19 protein-coding genes are annotated in these 21,514 nt (G+C 72.4%); 12 read left to right on the plus strand and 7 right to left on the minus strand.

Going from position 1 to position 21,514, the window contains the following annotated elements; genetic code table 11:
• The first annotated feature begins 1 nt into the window (after position 1).
• Positions 2 to 805 carry an IclR family transcriptional regulator C-terminal domain-containing protein gene (locus ACFYPS_RS01230; protein ID WP_354962470.1) on the plus strand — a complete coding sequence of 268 codons (804 nt, stop codon included), beginning with the start codon at positions 2 to 4 and terminating at the stop codon, positions 803 to 805.
• A gap of 299 nt (positions 806 to 1,104) precedes the next feature.
• Positions 1,105 to 2,685, plus strand: a complete 1,581-nt coding sequence (locus ACFYPS_RS01235) for a DHA2 family efflux MFS transporter permease subunit (protein WP_354962469.1) — start codon at positions 1,105 to 1,107, stop codon at positions 2,683 to 2,685.
• Positions 2,686 to 2,742: 57 nt separating this feature from the next.
• Here ACFYPS_RS01235 and ACFYPS_RS01240 read toward each other — a convergent pair whose 3' ends face one another.
• The 4 genes from ACFYPS_RS01240 to ACFYPS_RS01255 all read right to left on the minus strand — a co-directional run bounded on the left by ACFYPS_RS01240 (position 2,743) and on the right by ACFYPS_RS01255 (position 6,311).
• Positions 2,743 to 3,204, minus strand: a complete 462-nt coding sequence (locus ACFYPS_RS01240; protein ID WP_354962468.1) for a DUF5709 domain-containing protein — start codon at positions 3,202 to 3,204, stop codon at positions 2,743 to 2,745.
• 120 nt (positions 3,205 to 3,324) lie between these two features.
• Complete coding sequence (locus ACFYPS_RS01245) at positions 3,325 to 4,209, minus strand: alpha/beta fold hydrolase (protein WP_387322217.1); 885 nt, start codon at positions 4,207 to 4,209, stop codon at positions 3,325 to 3,327.
• A gap of 113 nt (positions 4,210 to 4,322) precedes the next feature.
• Positions 4,323 to 5,246, minus strand: coding sequence for an RNA polymerase sigma factor (locus tag ACFYPS_RS01250; RefSeq protein WP_387322219.1), 924 nt, complete (start codon positions 5,244 to 5,246; stop codon positions 4,323 to 4,325).
• A 96-nt stretch (positions 5,247 to 5,342) separates the two neighbouring features.
• Positions 5,343 to 6,311 carry a YafY family protein gene (locus ACFYPS_RS01255; RefSeq protein ID WP_354962465.1) on the minus strand — a complete coding sequence of 323 codons (969 nt, stop codon included), beginning with the start codon at positions 6,309 to 6,311 and terminating at the stop codon, positions 5,343 to 5,345.
• A 62-nt stretch (positions 6,312 to 6,373) separates the two neighbouring features.
• Here ACFYPS_RS01255 and ACFYPS_RS01260 point away from each other — a divergent pair, with 62 nt between their 5' ends.
• Genes ACFYPS_RS01260 through ACFYPS_RS01270 form a run of 3 tightly spaced genes read left to right on the plus strand, consistent with a single transcriptional unit; the run spans position 6,374 to position 9,427 of the window.
• Positions 6,374 to 7,507, plus strand: coding sequence for an epoxide hydrolase (locus tag ACFYPS_RS01260; protein ID WP_354962464.1), 1,134 nt, complete (start codon positions 6,374 to 6,376; stop codon positions 7,505 to 7,507).
• A complete protein-coding gene (locus ACFYPS_RS01265) occupies positions 7,504 to 8,664 on the plus strand; it encodes a winged helix DNA-binding domain-containing protein (RefSeq protein WP_354962463.1) in 1,161 nt (386 codons plus the stop codon). The genes ACFYPS_RS01260 and ACFYPS_RS01265 overlap by 4 nt, the downstream gene beginning before the upstream one ends.
• A gap of 19 nt (positions 8,665 to 8,683) precedes the next feature.
• Positions 8,684 to 9,427 (plus strand): DUF2071 domain-containing protein, encoded by a 744-nt coding sequence (locus ACFYPS_RS01270; RefSeq protein ID WP_354962462.1) that lies wholly within the window; start codon positions 8,684 to 8,686, stop codon positions 9,425 to 9,427.
• A 46-nt stretch (positions 9,428 to 9,473) separates the two neighbouring features.
• Here ACFYPS_RS01270 and ACFYPS_RS01275 read toward each other — a convergent pair whose 3' ends face one another.
• Positions 9,474 to 10,451: an aldo/keto reductase gene (locus tag ACFYPS_RS01275; protein WP_354962461.1), complete on the minus strand. Its 978-nt coding sequence runs from the start codon at positions 10,449 to 10,451 to the stop codon at positions 9,474 to 9,476.
• Between the two features lie 85 nt (positions 10,452 to 10,536).
• Here ACFYPS_RS01275 and ACFYPS_RS01280 point away from each other — a divergent pair, with 85 nt between their 5' ends.
• The 5 genes from ACFYPS_RS01280 (at position 10,537) to ACFYPS_RS01300 (ending at position 15,058) form a co-directional block, all read left to right on the plus strand.
• On the plus strand, positions 10,537 to 11,298 hold the full coding sequence (locus ACFYPS_RS01280; protein ID WP_387322222.1) for a maleylpyruvate isomerase family mycothiol-dependent enzyme: 762 nt from the start codon (positions 10,537 to 10,539) through the stop codon (positions 11,296 to 11,298).
• 102 nt (positions 11,299 to 11,400) lie between these two features.
• Positions 11,401 to 12,264: a hypothetical protein gene (locus ACFYPS_RS01285; protein ID WP_354962459.1), complete on the plus strand. Its 864-nt coding sequence runs from the start codon at positions 11,401 to 11,403 to the stop codon at positions 12,262 to 12,264.
• 122 nt (positions 12,265 to 12,386) lie between these two features.
• Positions 12,387 to 13,751 (plus strand): cellulase family glycosylhydrolase, encoded by a 1,365-nt coding sequence (locus tag ACFYPS_RS01290; RefSeq protein WP_387322224.1) that lies wholly within the window; start codon positions 12,387 to 12,389, stop codon positions 13,749 to 13,751.
• Between the two features lie 83 nt (positions 13,752 to 13,834).
• On the plus strand, positions 13,835 to 14,377 hold the full coding sequence (locus ACFYPS_RS01295) for a hypothetical protein (RefSeq protein ID WP_354962457.1): 543 nt from the start codon (positions 13,835 to 13,837) through the stop codon (positions 14,375 to 14,377).
• Positions 14,378 to 14,503: 126 nt separating this feature from the next.
• On the plus strand, positions 14,504 to 15,058 hold the full coding sequence (locus tag ACFYPS_RS01300) for a dihydrofolate reductase family protein (protein WP_354962456.1): 555 nt from the start codon (positions 14,504 to 14,506) through the stop codon (positions 15,056 to 15,058).
• 7 nt (positions 15,059 to 15,065) lie between these two features.
• On the opposite strand, the gene ACFYPS_RS01305 is transcribed toward ACFYPS_RS01300, so the two are convergent.
• Positions 15,066 to 18,107 carry a BTAD domain-containing putative transcriptional regulator gene (locus ACFYPS_RS01305; RefSeq protein WP_387322227.1) on the minus strand — a complete coding sequence of 1,014 codons (3,042 nt, stop codon included), beginning with the start codon at positions 18,105 to 18,107 and terminating at the stop codon, positions 15,066 to 15,068.
• Between the two features lie 66 nt (positions 18,108 to 18,173).
• Here ACFYPS_RS01305 and ACFYPS_RS01310 point away from each other — a divergent pair, with 66 nt between their 5' ends.
• On the plus strand, positions 18,174 to 18,929 hold the full coding sequence (locus ACFYPS_RS01310; protein WP_354962454.1) for an alpha/beta fold hydrolase: 756 nt from the start codon (positions 18,174 to 18,176) through the stop codon (positions 18,927 to 18,929).
• 10 nt (positions 18,930 to 18,939) lie between these two features.
• Here the strand turns inward: ACFYPS_RS01310 and ACFYPS_RS01315 are convergent, their stop codons facing one another.
• A complete protein-coding gene (locus ACFYPS_RS01315; protein WP_354962453.1) occupies positions 18,940 to 19,389 on the minus strand; it encodes a hypothetical protein in 450 nt (149 codons plus the stop codon).
• A 205-nt stretch (positions 19,390 to 19,594) separates the two neighbouring features.
• Here ACFYPS_RS01315 and ACFYPS_RS01320 point away from each other — a divergent pair, with 205 nt between their 5' ends.
• A complete protein-coding gene (locus tag ACFYPS_RS01320; protein WP_354962452.1) occupies positions 19,595 to 21,469 on the plus strand; it encodes an adenylyl cyclase in 1,875 nt (624 codons plus the stop codon).
• Positions 21,470 to 21,514: the final 45 nt, after the last annotated feature.

Raw genomic sequence — 21,514 nt, forward strand, 5'->3', positions numbered from 1 at the left:
CATGAGTGACACCGGAAGGGGCGCCGGGCCCGACTTCATCGAGGCTCTCGCCCGGGGTCTCGACGTCCTGCGCTCCTTCCGTCCGGCCTGCCCGTCGATGACGCTCAGTGAGATCGCCGCCGCCACCGGCCTGGCCCGGCCCACGGTCCGGCGCATCCTCATCACACTCGAGTCGCTGGGCTACGTCCGCGCGGTCGGCCGTGGCCACGCCCTCACCCCGCGCGTCCTGGAACTGGGGATGGCGTACGTCAACGCGCTGAATATGTGGGACGTCGCCCGCCCGCACATGGAGAAGCTCGTCGCGCAGACGAACGAGTCCACCTCGATGGCCCAGCTCGACGGCAGCGACATCGTCTACGTCGCCCGCGTCGCCGTACCGAAGATCGTCACGCTCGCCGTGACCATCGGCACCCGCTTCCCGGCCCCCGCGACGTCGATGGGCAAGGTGCTGCTCGCGGGGCTGCCGCCGGAGACGCTGGCCGCCGTGCTCGCCGAGCCGACCCGCTCCGGGATCACGCCCCGCTGGCAGCCCTCGCCCGGTGAGTTGGACGCCGTGCTGCGCGAGGTGCGTGCGAAGGGTTGGGCGCTCGCCGACCAGGATCTCGCTCCGGGGATCCGGTCCGTCGCCACCGGGGTCCGCGACGGCGACGGTCGGGTCATCGCCGCGATCAACGTCACCGTGCACGCCGCGGAGACGTCGTTGGAGACGCTGGTCGACGACCACCTGCCGCGGTTGTTGCGCGCGGCCGCCGACATCGGGCACGACTGGGCGCTGACCGCCGCGGTGCCGGTGTCCACCGCCTGAAGGTCCACCTCCCCGGCTGCCCCTTGTGGGACCCGCTCGGCGCCGGCCGGGGCGGACCGCGTCGACGGCGGGCTCGGCCGTTTCGGCTGGCTGATCGACACCCCGACAACCGGCTGCAATCGGACGGCCGAACGGATGCGCCGCCGCGCGGTCACGAAATCCGGCGGCGGACCGTCACAGGGGACAGATAGTCTGCCTGCGCGCGTCGTCGCCTCGGTACGTCGCGTCCTGCGCCTGGTAGGCGCGGCACCGCCGCCACCGCCCACCATTCGCCGGTTCAACCGACTTCAGGAGAGTTTGTGACCCAGCAATCTGTCGCGACATCGGACAAACTCGACGCCGCGGTGCTCAAGGTGGCGGGCGTCGTCGTCCTCGGCGCGATCATGTCGATCCTCGACGTGACGGTGGTCAGCGTCGCGCTGCCGACGTTCCAGAGCGAGTTCGACGCGTCCTACGCCCGTGTCGCGTGGACGATGACCGCCTACACCCTCGCCCTGGCCACGGTGATCCCGCTGAGCGGGTGGGCAGCCGACCGGTTCGGCACCAAACGCCTCTACATGGTGGCGCTGGCCCTGTTCACGATCGGGTCCGGGCTCTGCGCCACGGCCGACACGATCGGCGAGCTCATCGGTTACCGCGTCCTGCAGGGCCTCGGCGGCGGCATGCTCATGCCGCTGGGCATGACCATCATGACCCGGGCCGCCGGTCCGCACCGGATCGGCCGGTTGATGGCGGTCCTCGGCGTCCCGATGCTGCTCGGGCCGATCGGCGGCCCGATCCTGGGTGGCTGGCTGATCGACACCGCGAGCTGGCACTGGATCTTCCTGATCAACCTGCCGATCGGCGTGGTCGCGCTGGTCTACGCGCAGATGGCGCTTCCGAAGGACGCGCCCGAGCCGTCGGAGTCGTTCGACTTCATCGGCATGCTGATGCTCTCACCGGGGCTCGCGCTGTTCCTCTACGGCGTCTCGTCACTGCCGGAGACGGGCACCTTCGCCGAGACCAAGGTGTGGGCGCCAATGCTGGTCGGCGCCGCGCTGGTGGTGGCGTTCGTGCTCTACTCCTTCAAGCCTCGGCACCCGCTGCTCGACCTGCGGCTGTTCACCAACCGCAACCTGACCATCGCCTCGGTGACGCTGTTCGTGTTCATCATCGCGTTCATGGGCGCCGGCCTGCTGTTCCCGAGCTACTTCCTTCAGGTGCGCGGCGAGTCGACGCTGGCCGCCGGTCTGCTGATGGCGCCGCAGGGCATCGGCGCGATGATCACCATGCCGATCGCCGGCACGCTGGCCGACCGGGTGCCCATCGGTCGCACGGTCCCGTTCGCGCTGGCGCTCATCGTCGTCGGGTTCTTCAGCTTCACCCAGGTCGACCCGCAGACCTCGTACTGGCTGCTCGGCGGGTCCTTGTTCGTGATGGGCCTGGGCATGGGCGGCACGATGATGCCGATCATGACGTCGGCGCTGCGGACGTTGCAGGCCCACGACGTGGCGCGCGGCTCCACGCTGGTCAACATCCTCCAGCAGATCGGCGGGTCGATCGGCGCCGCGGTGATGTCGGTGATCCTCACCAACGAGCTGAACGGCTCCCGGCCGATCCCCGGCCTGGTCGACCCGAGCGGCAAGCCGGTCACCGAGGCCGGGCTGGCCATCGCCGCCCAGCAGCGGCCGGAGCTGCTCCAGCAGACGCCGGTGGACCCGTCGCTCATCGAGCGCGGGCTCGACTTCGCCGCCAAGTCGTTCGCCACCACGTTCTGGGTGGCGTTCGCGCTGGTGCTGCTCACCTTCATCCCGGCTGCCCTGCTGCCACGCCGGCGGAAGCCGGCGCAGCCGCTCGACGACCAGGGTGAGCTGGCCAAGGCCCCCGTCGTCATCCACTGAGCGACCCGCTCGCCGCGCTCGGCACCCCTCGTGGTGCCGAGCGCGGCGGCGCGGCGTTCAGCGAAGCGGGCCGTCCCCGGGCCCGTTCGGGTCCTCGACCAGGTGGATCGCAGCCTCCTCGGCGCTGGCGGCGCCTCCATCGATCCCGACGTCCCACGCCACCGACTCGGCCTCGTCGTCCTCGCTGAGCCCCTCGTCGTCGGCGACGAGCCGCCCCGCCCGCGCCTCGCGCTCGTATCCCCGCCGGGTCAGCTCATCCTCGTCGTCGACGCTCTCCGCGTACGGGTCGGTGTCCGGTTCCTCCTCGGCGAGGAGCTGCGCCAGAGACTCGCCCGCCCGCTCCTCGGCCGGCGTGGTGCCGAACCGGTTCGCCGCCGTCCAGTGGTCCTCGGCGATGATGCCGGTGTCGAGGGGGTCGCCGACCCGGTCGTCGTCGAGGGTGTCGGAGGCGTCCAGGACCCCGTCGTCCTCGGCCACGTTCCACTCGTCGACGGAATCCATCCGTTCGGTCTGGCTCACGGCGGTCTCCTCTTTGTCACGGTGCAGCAAAGTGCTCAGCCTATGACCGTGCAACGCGCCTGTACGCCGAGGCCTGCCCGCTGTGACGAACGACCTCGGGACGCGCTGTGCCGGGGTGGGTCACCGCTTCAGCAGCTCCGCCACGGCGTCGGTGAACTCCACCGGCTGCTCGATGTGCGCGAAGTGCCCGCTTCGCTCCAGCGTCACCAGCCGCGAGTCCGGAAGCCCCGCGTGCAGCTGCTCGGCCCAGCGGGGGCCGCAGATGAAGTCGTACGTCCCGACGATCACCACGACGGGCACGGTGATCTCACCGAGGTTGTCCCGCACGTCGAAGGGCGTGGGGTCCTGCGCGTCGGCCGGCGTCGACCAGATCCGGACGGCCGCCTGAAACGGGGCGAACTCGTCCCGTCGACCCCAGAAGTCCGCGAAGTACACCGGCAGGGCGGCGCGCAGCGCGGCCCCCAACGACTCGTCGTCCGTCGCGCCGCCGATCTGCGCGAAGGCGGCCGGGACCGCCGTCGCCTCCGGCCGGTCCGGGTGCCGCTGCGGGTAGGCGGCGAGGCTGGCCATGGCCTCGGCCCAGAACTCGGCGCCGGTGACGGGTGAGGTGTCGTACAGTGCGAGGCCGGCGATCCGGTCCTGGTGGGTGAGCGCGTACCGCTGGGCGACGAAACCGCCGTGCGAGTGCCCGAGGAGGTAGACCCTGGGTTCGCCGAGGTGCTCGACGACGGCGTGCAGGAACCGGACATACGTGTCGAGACGGTAATCGTCGGGGTTGTCGAGCTGTCCCGACGCGCCCGTGCCCACCGGCTCGACGTAGACCATGGTGAAGTGCGCCTCAAGGCTGGGCGTCCGCAGGTACGTCCACTCGATGCCCGGGCCGCCGGAGTGCGCCACGCACACCGGGCCGGCGCCGGCGACGTGGTAGACCTGCCGAACGCCGTCGACGGTGAACGTGTGGGCACCGGGTGTGAGGGCGCTGACGTCGTGGCGGGTGGAACCCATGAACTATCTCCCGATCCGAGACCCGCGCGGCGTCCGCCGACACGGCAACTGGTGCATGACGCGGACCAGATGCGCGGGCCGAGGGGAAAGTTCGCTCGGTCGGGAAAGTTTTTTCAGACCAGCGCGGGGACGGGGTGGAAGAGGGTGAGTTGGCGTACCCGGCCCTCGCGCAGCACCTGCATCCACAGCGCCCCGGGCGGGCAGTGCTCCGGGTCGTCGGGCGGGCTGATCAGGTCGGTTTCCCAGATCAGCACGTCACCGCTGGCCACGACGTTGCGCAGCCGCTGTCGTACCCCGTTCGTCAGGTCCTTCGTCATGCCCTGGACCGCCAGGTCGGTGCCGCCGCGCAGGCCACCCGGCGCGAGCATCTCCGCGTCCGGCCACCAGCTCTCGCGCACCACCCGGTCGAAGTCACCGCGCATCGCCGTCGTGATCATGTCGCGGCCCTCGCGCCACCGGGCGTCGCTGGACGCGGTGACGTCGACGTGCGCCGCGGCCGCCGACGCCCGCAGGCCGCCGGCGAGGGCGCGGTGGGCGTGGCTGAGCCGGCTGCGGACGGTGCCGACCGGCACGCCGCAGACGGCGGCGATCTGCTCGTACGAGGAGGCGTCGCTGAAGTACCGCAGCAGGGTCACCAGCCGGTCGGGCTCGGACAGCGCCCCGATGGCGTGCCACACCCAGTCACGCAGCGCGCCCCGGTCCAGCGCCTCCTCGGGGGTGGGGGTGGTGGCCGGCTGCGCGAACCACTCGGGTTCGGCGACCGGGACGGGCCGGGGCCGGCGCAGGGTCGTCCGACTGTTGTTACGGACGATGGCCCGCAGCCACGGGCCGATCGAGGCCGGGTCGCGAACCTCGCCGATGCGGCGCAACGCCACCACCATCGCGTCCTGGACCGCGTCCTCGGCGTCCGGACCGTAGCCGAGCAGGCTCAGCGCGACCGCCCGCATCTCTGCCTCGTGCCGGGCCAGCAGCACACCGAGCGCCGCCGCGTCGCCCGCCTGCGCGAGCAGGACCAGCTCCGCGTCACCACGCGTCACGCCCGCTTCCCCCCACTATGTGGCCTTTCAGTCGTTTCGGCCACGCCATCGGCCGTTCGAGCCTAGGCCGGGCGGTCGTGCCACCGCCCGCGCTGCCTACCCGGTTGTCGGGCCGGCAGCCCGGGTGGCCCGCGCGCCGATCTCGCGGAGGTACGCGATCAGCTCCGGCGGCTCGTGCACCTCGAAATCGCAGCCGAGGGTCAGCAGGCGCCACGCCAGCCACTCCAGGGTGTCGGCGTGACTGCGCAACCGGCAGGAGGTGGCGTCGATCGGCTCCAGGTCGACCGAGGCGCCACCGAGCGGGCCGGTCATCCGCTCCACCGGTGCGTGCAGGGTCACCACCGCCCGGTAGACCGGGGTCAGTTCGAGCAGCTTCTCCGTCACGAACGCCGCTGCGTCGGGGGCCGGCAGCGAACGAGGTGCGACACGGGTCCGGGTGGATCGCAGCTCGCCCATCCGGTCCACCCGGAAGATCCGCCAGTCGCCCCGGTCGTTGTCGTATCCCACCAGATACCACCGGCGGCCCGCCGACACCAGCTTGTAGGGCTCGACCAGCCGCTCGCCGGCCGCGCCGTCGCGCCGCCGGTAGGTGAACCGGAGCTGCTCGCGGTTGGTGACGGCGGCGGCCAGCGCGGTCAGCTGCTCGGGGTCGACCGTCGGCCCGCCCCAGGTGAGCAGCGGTTCGGTGGCGGCACCCAGCGCGCCGAGCCGGTGGCGCAGCCGGGCGGGCAGCACCTGTTCCAGCTTCGCCAGCGCTCGCACCGAGGCCTCCTCGATCCCGGCCACCGCATGACCGGCGGCGGTACGAAGACCGACCGCGATCGCCACCGCCTCCTCGTCGTCCAACAGCAGCGGCGGCATCGCCTTGCCGGCGACGAGGCGGTATCCGCCGATCGCGCCCATCGTCGCCCGCACCGGATAGCCCAGGTCGCGCAGCCGTTCCACGTCCCGGCGGACGGTGCGCAGGCTGACGCCGAGCCGGGTGGCCAGCTCGTTGCCGGGCCACTCGCGCGGGGTCTGCAGCAGAGAGAGCAGATTCAGCAGCCGGGCGGGGGTGTCGGACATGGCTCCAGAATGCCAGCGATGTGTGACAGGACCTGACCTATATAGGTCGTAGCGTGGCCGACATGACGCCATTTCGCATCGACATCCCGCAATCGGAGCTCGACGACCTGCGTGACCGGCTCTCGCGGACCCGGTGGCCCCGCTCGTTGCCCGGCGCCGACTGGACGCGCGGAGTGCCGGTGGACTACCTGCGCGAGATGGCCGACCACTGGGCGACCGGCTACGACTGGCGGCTGCACGAGGCGCGGTTGAACGAGTTCCCGCAGTTCGTCACCGAGATCGACGGGCTGGAGGTGCACCTGCTGCACGTACGCTCGCCGGAGCCGGACGCGCTGCCGTTGCTGCTGACGCACGGCTGGCCGAACTCGGTGGTCGAGTTCACCGAGTTGATCGGCCCGCTGACCAATCCGCGCGCCCACGGTGGGGACCCCGGGCAGGCCCTTCACGTGGTGGTGCCGTCGGTGCCCGGCTACGGCTTCTCGCAGGCGCCACCGGCCGGGTTCACGGTCAACCGGGTCGCCCGGATGTGGGCCGAGCTGATGCGTCGCCTCGGCTACGACCGGTACGGCACCCAGGGCGGCGACCTCGGCGCGTACGTCGCGCCGGAGGTGGCGACCGTGGCGCCCGAGCAGGTGGTGGGCGTACACATCGACGGAGGGTTCGGCTTCCCGACCGCCGCCGACGTGCCGGGCATGACCGAGGCGGAACGCGCCGAGTGGGAGCAGATGCAGCAGTGGATGAGCGGCGGCGTGGACCATCACGCGCTGCTGCGGGCCGCGCCGATGACCCTCTCGTACGCCTGGAACGACTCGCCGGTCGGGCTGCTGGCCTGGATGATGCACAAGTTCAAGGAGTTCACCATGACGGTGCCGACGCCGGAGCAGGCCATCGACCGGGACCACCTGCTCACCAACGTGAGCCTGTACTGGTTCACCGGCACGTCGGGATCGTCCTCGTGGCCGATGTACGAGCGCGTCACGATCGCGGACGACGGCGGTTTCGCCTGGCCGAAGGGGCAGCGGCGGGTGCCGTCCGGCGTGTACGGCGGAGGGTCCGCGCTGATGCGGCGCCTCGCCGAGCGGGACAACGCGATCGTCCACTGGCCGGAGGGCAACCCGGGTAGCCACTTCGTGGCGATGGATGAGCCGCTGGCGCACGCGGCGGACATCCGCGCGTTCTTCGGGAGCCTGCGGTGATCAACCTGAGCTGGGGTCAGGTGTGCGCCCGGCGCATGGACCGGCACGGGCTCTCCGCGCCGACCGCGACGGGTTCCGCCCCGGAGGCCGACACCGTCGCCGCCGTGGTGTCCGCGATGTGCGGCGCGCACGCCCAGGTCGCCTCCGCCGCCGAACTGTCCGTCGGGCTGCGGGTCCCGGGCGCCACCCGTGCGCTGGTGCGCCAGGCGCTGTGGACGGACCGGATCCTGGTCAAGAGCCGCGGGCCGCGCGGCACCGTGCACCTGCTCGCCACCGCCGACCTGCCGATGTGGACGGGCGCGCTCTCCGCGCTGCCGGTCCCGTCGTGGGAGCAGGGCCGCGACCTGCTGACCCCGGCGCAGACCGAGCAGGTCCTCGCGGCCCTCGCGGACGCGCTGGCCGAGGCCGAGCTGACCACCGACGAGCTGACGGAGCAGGTGGTCGCCCGCACCGGCCCCTGGGCCGGCGAGCGGGTCATGGACGCGTTCCAGGACAAATGGCCGCGCTGGATCTCCGCGATGACGGCCGCCACCCGGGGCGGCGTGATCTGCTTCGGCCCGAACCGGGGCCGCTCCACCACCCACACCAGCCCAACCCGCTGGCTGCCCGGGTTCGCGCCGATGGACGGCACGGCCGCGCTGGCCGCCCTCGTCCGGAGCTACCTGTACGCGTACGGGCCGGCCACCCCGGCGCAGTTCGCCCGGTGGCTGTCGGTACCCGCGACCTGGGCGGCGACGCTGTTCGAGTCGCTGGACCTGGCACCCGTCACGGTGGAGGGCACGCGGGCGTGGGTGGCGGCCGGCGACACCGACTTCCCGGACGACGGGCCGTCGGGGGTGCGCCTGCTGCCCTACTTCGACGCGTATACGGTCGGCTGCCACCCGCGTGACCTGCTCTTCCCCGGGGCTGCCGCCGACCGGGCGCTGGCCCGTGGGCAGGCCGGCAACTACCCGGTGCTGCTGGTCGACGGAACGGTCGCCGGGGTGTGGCACCAGCGTCGCTGCGGTCGCACGATCCACGTGACGGTCGAGCCGTTGATGGCACTCGGCGCCGGTCGGCGGCGGGCGTTGGAGGAGCAGGTCGAGCGGGTCGGTCAGGTCCTGGAAGGAACAGCATCGCTGACCATCGGCCCGGTGCAGGTCGGTCCGCACGCGTGAGCCGGGGCAGGATGGGGGTGTGGACATCGAGCCCGTCGACGCCGCGCCCCGGCGCGCGTTCCCCTGGGCGATGCTGCGGCAGCGTTGGCAGGATCTGACCTTCCTGCACTGGCCTGTCGCACCGGACCTCGTCGCGCCGCTGCTGCCGGCCGGGACCCGCCCGGACACCCTGGACGGGGTCAGTCACGTCGGGCTGATCGGCTTCCGGATGGTCGGGCTGGGCCTCGGCCGCGGGCCGGGGGTGCCCTACTTCGGCACCTTCTGGGAGACCAACGTCCGGCTCTACTCGGTCGACGGCACCGGCCGGCGCGCCGTGGTGTTCCGGTCGCTCGACGCGTCCCGGCTGGTGCCGGTGCTCGTCGCCCGTGCGACGCTGCGGCTGCCGTACCTCTGGTCGTCGATGCGGTTGGACCGCGACGGCGACCGGCTCACCTACCGGTGCCGGCGTCGCTGGCCGGGCCCGGCCGGCGCGACGAGCCGCATGGTGGTCCGGGTGGGGGAGCGGATCGCCGACCCGACCCCGCTGGAGCACTTCGTCACCGCCCGCTGGGGGCTGCACACCCGGGCGTACGGGCGCACGCGGCACCTGCCGAACTGGCACCCGCGCTGGCCGCTGCACCGTGCCGAGCTGCTGCACCTGGACGACGAGCTGATCGCCGCCGCGGGGCTGCCGGCGCCGACCGGGCCGCCGGTCAGCGTGCTGTATTCCCCCGGGGTCGGGGTGCGCTTCGGTCCGCCGGTCACCGTGCGCCGGCCCGGCTGACCCGCTGGTACGGGTCGCCGGGCCGGTCGCGGTGGTGCGTCGAGCGTCAGTAGCGACCGCCCTCGGGCGCGGGCAGGGCGTCGAGGTCGGCCAGATTCTCGGCGCTGAGCCGCACGTCGCCCGCCGCGCAGTTGTCCACCAGGTACTTCGGGGTCTTGGTGCCGGGGATCGGAATGACCTGGTCACCCTGGGCGACCACCCACGCGAGCGCGACCTGTGCGGGGCTGACGGCGGCCCGGTCGGCGATCTCGCGGACCCGGCCGACGATGGCGAGGTTGGCGCGCAGCGCGTCCTGCTGGAAGCGCGGCAGGCCACGCCGGAAGTCGTCGGTGGGCAGATCGTCGAACGAGGTGAACCGGCCGGCGAGGAAGCCCCGGCCCAGCGGGGAGAACGGCAGGAAGGCGATGCCCTGCTCGGCGCAGTACGGCAGCACCTCGGTCAACGGGTCGCGGGTCCACAGTGACAGCTCGGACTGCACCGACGCCACCGGGTGCACCGCCTGGGCCCGCACGATCTGGGCCACCGTCACCTCGGACAGACCGATCTGCCGCGCCTTGCCCGCCGCGATGACCTCCGCCATCGCGCCCCAGGACTCCTCGATGGGCACCTCGGGGTCGACCCGGTGCAGCTGGTAGAGGTCGACGTGGTCGGTGCCGAGCCGGCGCAGGCTGTCGTCGATCGCCGCGCGGATGTGCTCGGGGCGCCCGTTGTTGCCGAGGACCGGCGAGTTGCCGGGGCCGCCGGTCGGGGACGTGACCACCAGCCCCACCTTGGTCGCCAGGACCGCCTGCTCCCGGTGGCCGCCGGCCAGGGCCCGGCCGACCAGCTCCTCATTGGTGTACGGCCCGTACACGTCCGACGTGTCGATCAGGGTGGCTCCCAGGTCGAGCGCCTGATGGATGACCGAGATCGACGTCTCGTCGTCGCGGGGGCCGGTGATGTCGTATCCGTGGCTCATGCCCATGCACCCGAGCCCGATGACGCCGACCTCGGGACCCGTACTGCCCAGCGTGGTGGTTCTCATGCGCCCCACGCTACGGCGGGCTCCGGCGTTCGGCGAACGCGTTGCGGCACCCCCGGCGACCGTCGACCTGTGGTCGACTGTCCGCATGGAGCTCTCCCGATTCCTCGACTGCCTCGGGGACGACTTCGCCCGGTTGCGGGCTGTCGCACCGACCAACCTCAGGGCAGCGGTGCCCAGCTGCCCCGGCTGGAGTGTCGCCGACCTGACCCGCCACGTTGGCGAGGTCTATCTCCACAAGACCCTGGCCATCCGCGACGGCGCCGAGCCCGAGCCCTGGCCGCCGGCGGAGCTGGCGAGCGAGGAGCCGCTGGCGTTGCTCGACCGGACGTACGCCGGGTTGCTGGCCGAGTTCGCGGCCCACGACCCGAAGGACCCGGCCGGCTCCTGGTACGCGCCGGGCCAGACCGTGGGCTTCTGGATACGGCGGATGGCGCAGGAGACCGTCATCCACCGCATCGACGCCGAGTTGGGCGTCGGTGTCCCGGTCGCGCCCGTCCCGGACGACCTCGCCGTCGACGGCGTCGACGAGCTGCTCAAGGTGTTCGTGGAGTATTCGGCGGCCGAGTGGGCCGACGACTTCAACAAGATCCTGGCCGATTCGCCGAGCTGGACGTGCGCGATCCGTACCGATGACGCGGCGTGGACGGTGCGTACCGAGCCGGGGCTGTTCCGCGTGACCGACGGCGTGGCCGACGCCGCCGACGTGACGGTGACCGGCCCGCCGGCGGCGATGCTGCGCTGGGCGTGGGGCCGGAACCTGACCGGTGAGCCGGGCGGCGTCACCGTCGAGGGTCCGGTCGAGGCGTTGACGCCGATGCGCCGCTGCATCGTCACCGCGACCCAGTGAGCTGTGCCGGCGGCTCCGCGCCGCGACCACCATAGAATCGATGGTGTTCACTGCCTTTGTCGGCGGTGTCGCTGGTGGCCAGCGCGGAGGGCGGTGCGGGAGATGGGACCGGACGAGCGGGAACGGCTGTTCGAAGGGGCGCGGGAGGCGTCGACGCGGCAGGACACCTGGGCGGAGGCGGACCGACTCTGGGTGCGGGTGATCGACGCCTACCGGCAGGCCGCGCAGGGCTCGGGCCGGGTCGACCGTCGCGACCAGCAGCAGCTGGCCCGGGCGCTGTGGCGGCGTGGGATGCTGCTGTCCGCTCATGGCAGGGCCGCGGACGGGATGGCGCCCGGCGGTGCGGCGGTCGCCCTCTTCGAGCGGGTGCATGACGCGGTGACGGCCGAGGGTGGCGACGTGACCGCTCCGGCGCGGGACGAGGCGCTCGCGGAGCTGATCACCGCACTGGTCGACCTGGCGGAGGTCGCGTTCGCCGCCGGTCAGCCCGTCACCCGGCTGGAGCTGGTGGAGCGGGCCGTGTCCGTGGGTCTGCGCACCGTCGCATCGCCGCCGGCCGCCGGCCCCCGGACCAGGGAGGCGATGGGCACCGCCTACCACAACCAGGCCGTCGCCCTGCTGCACCGGTCGGTCACGCGACCCGCCTCGGACGACTCCGTCCGGGAGGCGGCGCTGGCCGCGTCCCGGGCCTGCGAGCTGCGTCAGGGGCTGCTCGATCCGCTCCGCCCGCTGAGCCTGTGGGAGATGGCCAACACGTACGGGGTGTACGCGCAGTGCCTGGCGCTGATCCGGGATTTCGACCGCGCCGCGATGGTGCTGGGCCTCGGCAATCGGCTGGTGGAGCTGCTGGGGCCGGCCGGCGCGCAGCCCGCCCAGGCCCTGCGTGTGGCGGCCGAGATGGTGGCCCGGGAGAGGTCGGCGTCGGGCGCGACCGCCTCGCGCCGCTGGGGATGGCGGCGGCGCTGACCTCCCGGCCAGCGGGAATCCGCTCGCCCCGCCTTGCCATGCATCGTCATTGATCGATACTGTGCGCCCAGGCGCCGCCCCGCCTCAGGCCATCACAGTCGATCGACCGAAGCGGGTTCAGCATGCGCACACTGAGACTTGTCACGGCCCTGGCCGTCGCCGGCCTGCTCGCCGGTGCGGTGGCGATCACCGCCACACCGGCCAGCGCGGCGACCGCCGTGTTCTCCGTGACGAACAACTGGGGCAGCGGCTATCAGGGCCAGGTCACCGTCACCAACAACACCTCCGCACAGATCACCAGTTGGCGGGTCGAGTTCGACCTGCCGTCCGGGTCGAGCATCAGCCAGTCGTGGAACGCGCAGCAGGCCACCGCCGGTGGCCACTACACGTTCATCAACCTCTCCTGGAACGGGACCCTCGCCGCCGGCGCCTCGACCTCGTTCGGCTTCCTCGTCGCCGGCTCCGGCACCCCGGTCAACTGCACGGTGAACGGCGCGTCCTGCGCGGGCGGGCCGGCCCCGACGCCCACCCCGACGACCCCGACGCCCACACCGACGCCCACCCCGACCGTTCCGCCGCCGACCCCCGGCACCCCCGTCGAGCGGTACGGGCAGCTGCGGGTCTGCGGCACCGGAATGTGCGACAGGAACGGCGCGCGGGTGCAGCTGCGCGGCATCAGCAGCATGTGGCTCAACTGGGAGACGGCCCCCTACGCCGAGAACCTGTCCGCGCTGACCTGGATGCGGGACAACTGGAACCTCCAGGTGATCCGCGCGGCGATGGGCGTGGAGCCGGCGGGCGCGTACCTGAGTGACCCGGTCAAGGCCCGTACGCAGGTCGAGACGATCATCAACAACGCCGTCAGCGCCGGCGTGTACGTGATTGTCGACTGGCACGCGCACGAGGCGCAGCACAATCAGTCCGAGGCGGTCGCGTTCTTCGCCGACCTGGCGCGCCGCTACGGCAACCTGCCCAACGTCATCTGGGAGCCGTGGAACGAGCCGCTCCAGGTGAGCTGGACGGGCGTCATCAAGCCGTACCACCAGCCTGTGGTGGCCGCGATCCGCGCCGCCGACCCGGACAACATCGTCGTGCTGGGCACCCCGACGTGGTCGCAGGATGTGGATGCGGCAGCGGCCAGCCCGGTCGCCGGCACCAACCTGATGTACACGCTGCACTTCTACTCGTGCACCCACGGCGCGTCGCTGCGCGCGAAGGGCGACGCGGCGATCCGGGCCGGTCTGGCGCTGTTCGTCACCGAGTGGGGTGCCAGTCACGCCGACGGAGGCCTCGACGGCCGGGCCTGCCTTCCCGAGGCGCAGACCTGGGTGGACTGGATGAAGGCGAACGGCATCTCCTGGACCGCGTGGAAGCTCGACGTCGGCACCGACACCACCAACCTGCTCAGCGCCGGCGCGCCGGTGACCGGCGGGTGGAACAACTACCTGCACGGCCACGCGCCGTTCGTGGTCGCCAACATGAGATGACGACGTTCGGGCCCAGCTCCGACCGGGAGCTGGGCCCGCGCCGCGACTGCGACCAGCGGCGGCGAAGGCGTTATCCTGCGCCGGTGGAGGTCACGGCGGAGGGTGAGCGGCTGGCCGCCGACCTGGGCCGCTGGCTGGACGACCTGACCTTCGTCGACCTGGACGCCGACGAGGTCACCGCACGGGTGATCGACTCGGTGGTGGGGTGGGCCGAGGCTCAGGGCTGGCGGGTCTACCGGCGGGCACCCAGTGTCCTGCCGTTGCCACCGCCGCTGGAGCAGCGACACTCGGTCCTCGACGTGGCGTGCGCCCGCCCCGGCGGCCCGCCGGTGGTCGTGGAGGTCGACCACACCGACCGGGCGCGGACGGTGCAGAAGCTGCGGGCGGAGGCGGCCGCCGGCCGCATCCCGATCTGGGTGCGCTGGGGCGTCGGCCGTTTCACCGCGCCGCCACCGCCGGTGCGGATGGTGACCTGCGAGGTGACCCGGCGCGCCGGGCCGGCGGGGCGGGGTCGGCTGCACAGCCGGACCGGCGACCGCCCCCCGCCGGCGCACTCCATCGGTGGCGGCACGGCGGACGCGCAGGCGCTGCCCATCCCGCTGACCGACCCGGAGCAGCCGATCTGACCGACGCGCTTCCTGGACCGACACGGTTACGGACGCGGGTAAGGGCAAACTGAAGCGAATCGTAAGCGGGACCCGACAGAGTTCTGGGTGTCACCGAGAGCACCGCCGACAACCAGGAGACCCCCGATGCGCAAGCTCATCAACTCGACCTACATCACCCTCGACGGCGTCATCGAGAACCCCATGTGGACCTCGCCGTACTTCGAAGAGGAGGCCGCCAGCCTCGCCGGCGAACAGACCAACGCCGCGGACGCGATGCTGATGGGCCGGGCCACCTACGACGGCATGTCCGTCGCCTGGCCGAGCATGGACGAGAACGACCCGAGCACCGGCGCGGCGTACTTCAACAACGTCAAGAAGTACGTCGCCTCGACCACCCTGACCAACCCCACCTGGAACAACACGGAGGTGCTCCAGGGCGACCTGGTCGAGGCGGTCACCAAGCTCAAGGCCCAGGAGGGCAAGGACATCATCCAGTACGGGTACGGCTCGGTCACCGCGCAGCTGGTCCGGGCGGGCCTGGTGGACGAGGTCCGGTTCTGGATCCACCCCGTGCTGGAGGGCGGCCCGAGCCTGACGACGCCGCTGACGGACGTCAAGGCGTCGTTCGAGCTGATCGACACCCGGGTGCACAAGAACGGCGTGATCATCGCCTCGTACCGGCCGAAGACGGCCAGCTGACCACTGATCAGAGCTGAGCCCGGGCCTGGCCCGGGCTCAGCTTCGCGCCCTCGGCGACCAGCGCGTCGAAGCGTTCCCGCCCCAGGGCGGCCAGAACGCGGACGCTCACCCGGTCGGTGTCGTCGCGTTCCGCCGGGGCGGCCGGGGCCTGCGCGGCGACCCGGGCGGCCGCCGCCGCGCCCAGGAGTCGGGCGGCGACCTCGGGGGAGCGCACCGCCGACGCCATCCCCTCCAGCGGGGTGACCGCGTCCCGTGAGGTCCCTATCGCCTCGGCGGCCTCGAACGCCTCGATGTGCAGGGCCAGCGCCGCATCCGGGTCACCGGCCTGCTCGACCGCGTAGCCCAGCTCGACCAGGCTCATCGGCAGGTAGAGCGCGGGCTGGATCTCCGCGCGACCCTGCTCGGCGAGGTGCGTGAGGTGGGCGACGGCCACGTCGAGCTTGCCGTCGCGGCGGGCGGCCAGCCCGAGGCTCATCTCCGCGAAGACCAGCGCACTGGGCATGGCCTGCTCCACCGCCAGCTGGTACGCGCGCTCGGCCAGCTCCCGGCCCTGCGCGTAGTCGCGGGTCTGCACCGCGAGCCAGGCCAGCCACGACAGCTCGGCGCACACCTGCGGCCACAGCGCCAGCTCCTCGGCCCAGCGCAGCCCCTCCTGGTGCAGGGTGGCGGCGCGCTCGTGCTCACCGCGCATGTCAGCCAGCCCACCCACCCACTCGGTCGCCTGGAGCCGGCCCCACCGGTCACCGAGGTCCGCGAACAGCGCGGCGCTACGGGTTGCGGTGTACTCCAGCGTGACCTGGTCCCCGTTGGCGTGCGCGATCATCGCCCGGGAGCTGAGCACCGCGGCCTCGGTCCACGGATCGGCGGAGGCAGCGGGTAGCAGCTCCGACGCCAGGGCCAGGTCGCTGTGGCCGAGCACCGCGTGGGCCGCGAACCAGGCACCGCGGCCGTCCGGGTCACCGGCCAGCGCGGCGCGGACACCGGCCGGGTCGATCGGGTCGCCCTGCACCAGCGCGAAACCGACGCGCCAGGGCGCGGCGCGGGACTCCTGCGTCGGGTCACCCGGCACCGCCAGCGCCCGCCGCGCCTCGGTGAGCCGGCCGCGCAGATACCAGTACCAGCTCAACGCGATCGCCAGTCGCAGCCCGCCGCCGTGGGCCAGCGCCGATCGCAGGTTCGCCGCCTCCGCGTCGAGCAGCGCCAGCCACCGTTGCTGGTCGGCGCCGCGCAGCTGCGGGTCGGCGCGTTCGGCCAGCTCGGTGTAGTACGCGGCGTGCCGCGCGCGTACCTCGTCGGCGTCGGTCAGGCGGTCCAGGCAGAACGCGGCGACCGATTCGAGCAGCCGGTAGCGCGGCACGACGCCGGCGTCGTCGAGCACCACCAGCGACCGGTCCACCAGCCGGGCCAGCGTGTCCAGATCGGTGTGGCAGACCCGCTCGGCGGCCTCCGGGGTGCAGCCGTCATTGAACACCGCGAGCCCGGCGAGCACCGCCCGTTCGCCCTCGTCGAGCAGGTCCCAGCTCCAGCCGATCACCGCGGTGAGCGTCCGCTGTCGCGGCGGCACGTCCCGTTGCTGGGTGGTGAGCAGCCGGAACCGGTCGTCCAGCCGGTCCACCACGCCGTGCACACCGAGCGCGCGGACCCGGGTCGCCGCCAATTCCAGCGCCAGTGGCAGGCCGTCAAGGCGGCGGCAGAGCTGGGCCACCGCGGGAGCGGTCCGGTCGTCGAGGCGGAAGCCGCGCTGCTGCGCGGTGGCGCGGGCGGCGAACAACCGGGCCGCCGCCGAGCGCCGGACCGCATCCAGGTCGCCGTCCTCCGGCACGGACAGCGGGGGTACCTCCCAGAGCAGTTCCCCGGTGAGGCCGAGCGGCTCCCGGCTGGTGGCGAGCACGCTCACCTCGGGCGCGTCGCGCAGGACCCGGGCCACCAGGTCGGCGACCGGCTCGATCACGTGTTCGCAGTTGTCCAGCACCAGCAGCAGGTGTCGGTGTCGCAGCGCGGCGGTGAGCCGGTCGGCGGGGGACAGGCTCGTACCGGCGGTCTCGCGGGTGTCCAGCGCGCCCAGTATCTGCTCGGCGATGCGTGGGTCACCGGCGGGCAGCGGCGCCAGCTCGACCAGGTGCACACCGTCCGGAAGGGCCTGTGTACGGGCCGCCTCGGTGGCCAGCCGGGTCTTGCCGACGCCGCCCGGGCCGACCAGCGTGACCAGCCGCTGCCGCGGCAGCAGGGCCCGCAGCTCGGCCAGCGCCTCGGCCCGCCCGACCAGCTCGTCCAGCTGCGCCGGCAGGCTGTTGCGGATGATCGCGGCCTTCGGTGGCGGGCTGAGACCGGCGTCCTGTTCGAGGATCCTGCGGTGCAGGGCGACCAGCTCCGGCCCGGGGTCGAGACCCAGCTCGTCGGCGAGCCGGTCGCGCAGCTCGGCGTAGCTGTCCAGCGCTTCGGACTGGCGGCCGGCCGCGTACAGGGCGCGGAGCTGCACCGCTCGCAGGCCCTCGCGCAGCGGGTGCCGGGCGACCAGCTCCGCCAGATCGGCCGCGACGAGGTCGTGCTCGCCCCGGAGCACCCGAGCCTCGGCCAGCCGCTCGTGCACGGTGAGGCGCTGCTCCGCGAGCCGGGTCGCCTCCGCGTGGACGAACCCGGCGTCGGCCATGTCGGCGTACGCCTCGCCGCGCCAGAGCGCGAGGGCCTCGGTCAGCCGCTCGACGTCGGTGCACCGGGCCAGTTCGGCGAACCGGTCGGCGTCGACCGCGCCGGCCCGCAGCAGGTACCCGGGCGGCCGGGACTCGATCATCTCGCGGGCACCCGGCTCGGCGTCGTTGAGCGCCTTGCGCAACTGCGACACCCGCACCTGGAGGGCGCCAGCGGGATTGGCGGGCGCGTCGTCGCCCCACAGGTCGTCGATGAGGCGGTCCGCCGAAACCACCTGGTTGCGGTTGGTCAGCAGGTCGGCCAGCAGCGCCCGGACCTTGGTGCCGGGCACCACCACCGGCTCGCCGGCGTCCGTGGTGACGGCGAGTGGTCCGAGCACCCCGAACTGCACGGCGGTCATCCTAGGCCCTAGCCGCGGTAAGGCCACCTGAAGCCGACCGTAAGCGCTCCGGCGCATCGTGTGGGCATGGACATCCACCACGAAGAGCACGGCAGCGGCGATGGCCGCCCGCTGGTGCTGATCCACGGTGCGCTCTCCGGCATCGGCACCTCGTTCGGCGCGATCCTGCCGCTCCTGGCGAAGACCCGGCGGGTGATCGCGGTCGAGTTGCAGGCACACGGTCACACGCCGGATGTCGACCGTCCGCTGACCGTGGAGCACTTCGCCGCCGACGTGGTCGAGTTGCTGGACCGGCTCGGCATCGCGCGGGCGGACGTGTTCGGCTGGAGCATGGGCGCGGCGGTGGCCCTGCGCCTGGGCACCGACCACGCGGCCCGGGTCGGCCGGTTGGTGCTCGCCTCGGTGAGTTTCGACGACGCGGGCCTGCATCCCGGGCTGCTCGACGGGATCCAGGACCTGCGACCGGAGCACCTGCACGGCTCGGAGTTCCACGAGGAGTACCTGCGGACTGCGCCGGACCCGGCGGGCTGGGCCAATCTGGTCACGAAGATGACGGTGCTGGACGCGAACCTGCCGCAGTGGGCCCCGGAGCGGATCGCCGAGCTGGCCGCGCCGACCATGATCGTGCTGGCCGACGCGGACATCGTCCAGCCCGAGCACGCGGTGCGGATGTTCCGACTGCTCGGCGGCGCGGTGCCCGGCGACCTGACCGGTCTGCCGGCCTGCCGGTTGGCCATCCTGCCCGGCACCACCCACACGTCGATCCCGCAGCGCGCCTGCTGGCTGGCCCCGATGATCGACGAGTTCCTGGACGACGTCTAGCCGATGCCCTCTATTCGGCTCTGCGGCGGACCGCCGCGAGCATGCGCCGCATGCCGATCACATGGCCGCCCGATCTCAGGAGGAGTTGTCGGTACAGGCCGCCGGCCAGGCCGGGGAAGGCGGCTCGCGTCTCGGCCCGCAGCTGTGACCGGCCCCGACCGATGGGCTCGAGGCGGAAGATCAGCGCGTAGGTTGAGAACCGATGGCTGCCGCGCAGAGCCAGTTCCCGACCGGGGATCGCGGTGACCACCCGGAAGCCGGGGAACGTCGAGCCTTCGGCGAGCGGCCGTGGCCCGGATGTGTCCGGGTCGGCGGCACCCACCAGGCGCGCGTAGCCGGCCATGCCGGGCCGGGAGAAGGACCCTTCGACGATGTCCGCCAGGTGGGGCCAGACCTCGACGGTCTCCGCCGCGATGACCGTGGCGTGCTCGTCCACGTAGGGCAATGAGTCGATCCGCATCAGCACCTCCCCCGCTGCACCGTCCATTCTCGCCCGCCCAGACCGAAGTTCGCCGTCTCTGGTCATAGCGTGCGGCCGATTTGCCAGGTAGAAACATGCCTATCCCTTCGACTCGGCTCAACCTTCGGTCGGAGGGCCCAGAGAGCGCTCTCACCGCCCCCAGCTGTGCCGGAGGTACGGTCCGGCCACGGAGAGGACGAACCGCATGACAACCCAGCCCCGACGGGTGCGCCGGCGAATTGGTCGCACCCTCTTTCTCGCGGTCGTGCTGATCACCGCGGTCACGGCGACCAGCACCGCCGCTGCCGCCGGCCGGCCGACGCACGGCGCCCCGGACTTCGGGCCCAACGTCACGATCTTCGACCCCAGTATGCCGGTCAGCGAGATCCAGCAGACGCTGGACGCGGCGCACGCCCGGCAGGTCGACAATGAGATGGGCGCCGCGCGGCACGCCTACCTGTTCAAACCGGGCACGTACGGGACGGCCGAGCAGCCGTTGCAGGCCAAGGTCGGCTACTACACCGAGGTGTCCGGCCTGGGCGCCTCGCCCACCGACGTCACCGTCAACGGCAAGATCGAGGTGTACAACCGTTGCCTGGCCGACGGCGGCGCCGGCAACTGCCTCGCGTTGGTCAACTTCTGGCGCACCCTGTCCAACCTCTCGCTCACCATCAACGCGGCCGGCCAGGACGGCTGCCGGTCCTCGGCGAACTTCTGGGCGGTGTCCCAGGCGGTGTCGATGCGCCGCCTGAACATCAGCGGCGGTGGCCTGTCCCTGATGGACTACTGCACCGCGGGCCCGCAGTACGCCAGCGGCGGGTTCATCGCCGACTCCCGGCTGCCGGCCACCACCAACGGCTCGCAGCAGCAGTGGCTGACCCGCAACAGCGAGGTCGGCAGCTGGTCCAACGCGGTGTGGAACCAGGTCTTCGCGGGCGTCGAGGGCGCGCCGGACGACGCCTCCTTCCCGGACCCGCCCTACACGACGCTGGAGACCACCCCGCTGAGCCGGGAGAAGCCCTACCTCTTTGTCGACGGCAAGGGCCGCTACAACGTCCGCGTGCCCGCCGCGCAGCACGACAGCCGGGGGGTCTCCTGGGCCGACGGCCTGACGCCGGGGCGGACCATCGGAATCGGTGACTTCTTCATCGCCAAGCCGTCCGACCCGGTGCACGTCATCAACAGCCAGCTCGCGCGCGGCAAGCACCTGCTGCTCACCCCGGGCACGTACGACATCGCGCGCAGCATCGAGGTCCGGCGCGCCAACACGGTGGTGCTCGGCATCGGGCACGCCACGCTCACCGCGGTGAACGGCGCCATCCCGCTGGACGTCGCCGGTGTCCCCGGTGTCGTCGTCGCCGGCGTCACGATCGACGCCGGCCGGGTCGAGTCGCCGGTCCTGCTACGGGTGGGTCAGCAGCACGGCCGCAACGTCAGCACGCCGGGCAACCCGACCACGCTGTCCGACGTGTACTTCCGGGTCGGCGGCCCGCACATCGGCCGGACGAACACGGCGCTGGAGGTCAACAGCGACAACGTGCTCATCGACCACACCTGGGTGTGGCGCGGCGACCACGGCGTCGAGGGCTTCACCGAGGGCGTCAACGGCGACACGGACCGCTGGCGGACCAACACCGGTCGCTACGGCGCGGTCATCAACGGCGACCACGTGACCGCGACCGGCCTGTTCGTCGAGCACTTCCAGCGGTACAACACCGTCTGGAACGGCGAGCACGGCACGACGATCCTCTACCAGAACGAGCTGCCGTACGACCCGCCGACGCAGGCCGACTGGATGCACGGTGCCGTCGAGGGTTGGGCCGGCTACAAGGTCGGTGACCGGGTGCGGCACCACACCCTGTACGGCGGCGGGGTCTACGTCTTCAACCAGAACAATCCGTCGATCCACACCGAGAACGGCTTCGAGGTCCCGGTCACTCCGGGGGTACGGCTGCACCACATCATGACCGTCAACCTCAGCGCCGGCACGATCGACCACGTGGTCAACGGCGTCGGTGACGCGGCCGACATGACCAAGGTCGGCGCACCGGTCTACGTCACGCAGTACCCGACTCCGTAGGTATCCCGGGCGTACCGAACGGGGGCCGGAGCCAGCGCGGCTCCG

Origin of the sequence: Micromonospora sp. NPDC005087, assembly GCF_042872965.1 — a bacterium.
GTDB lineage: Bacteria > Actinomycetota > Actinomycetes > Mycobacteriales > Micromonosporaceae > Micromonospora.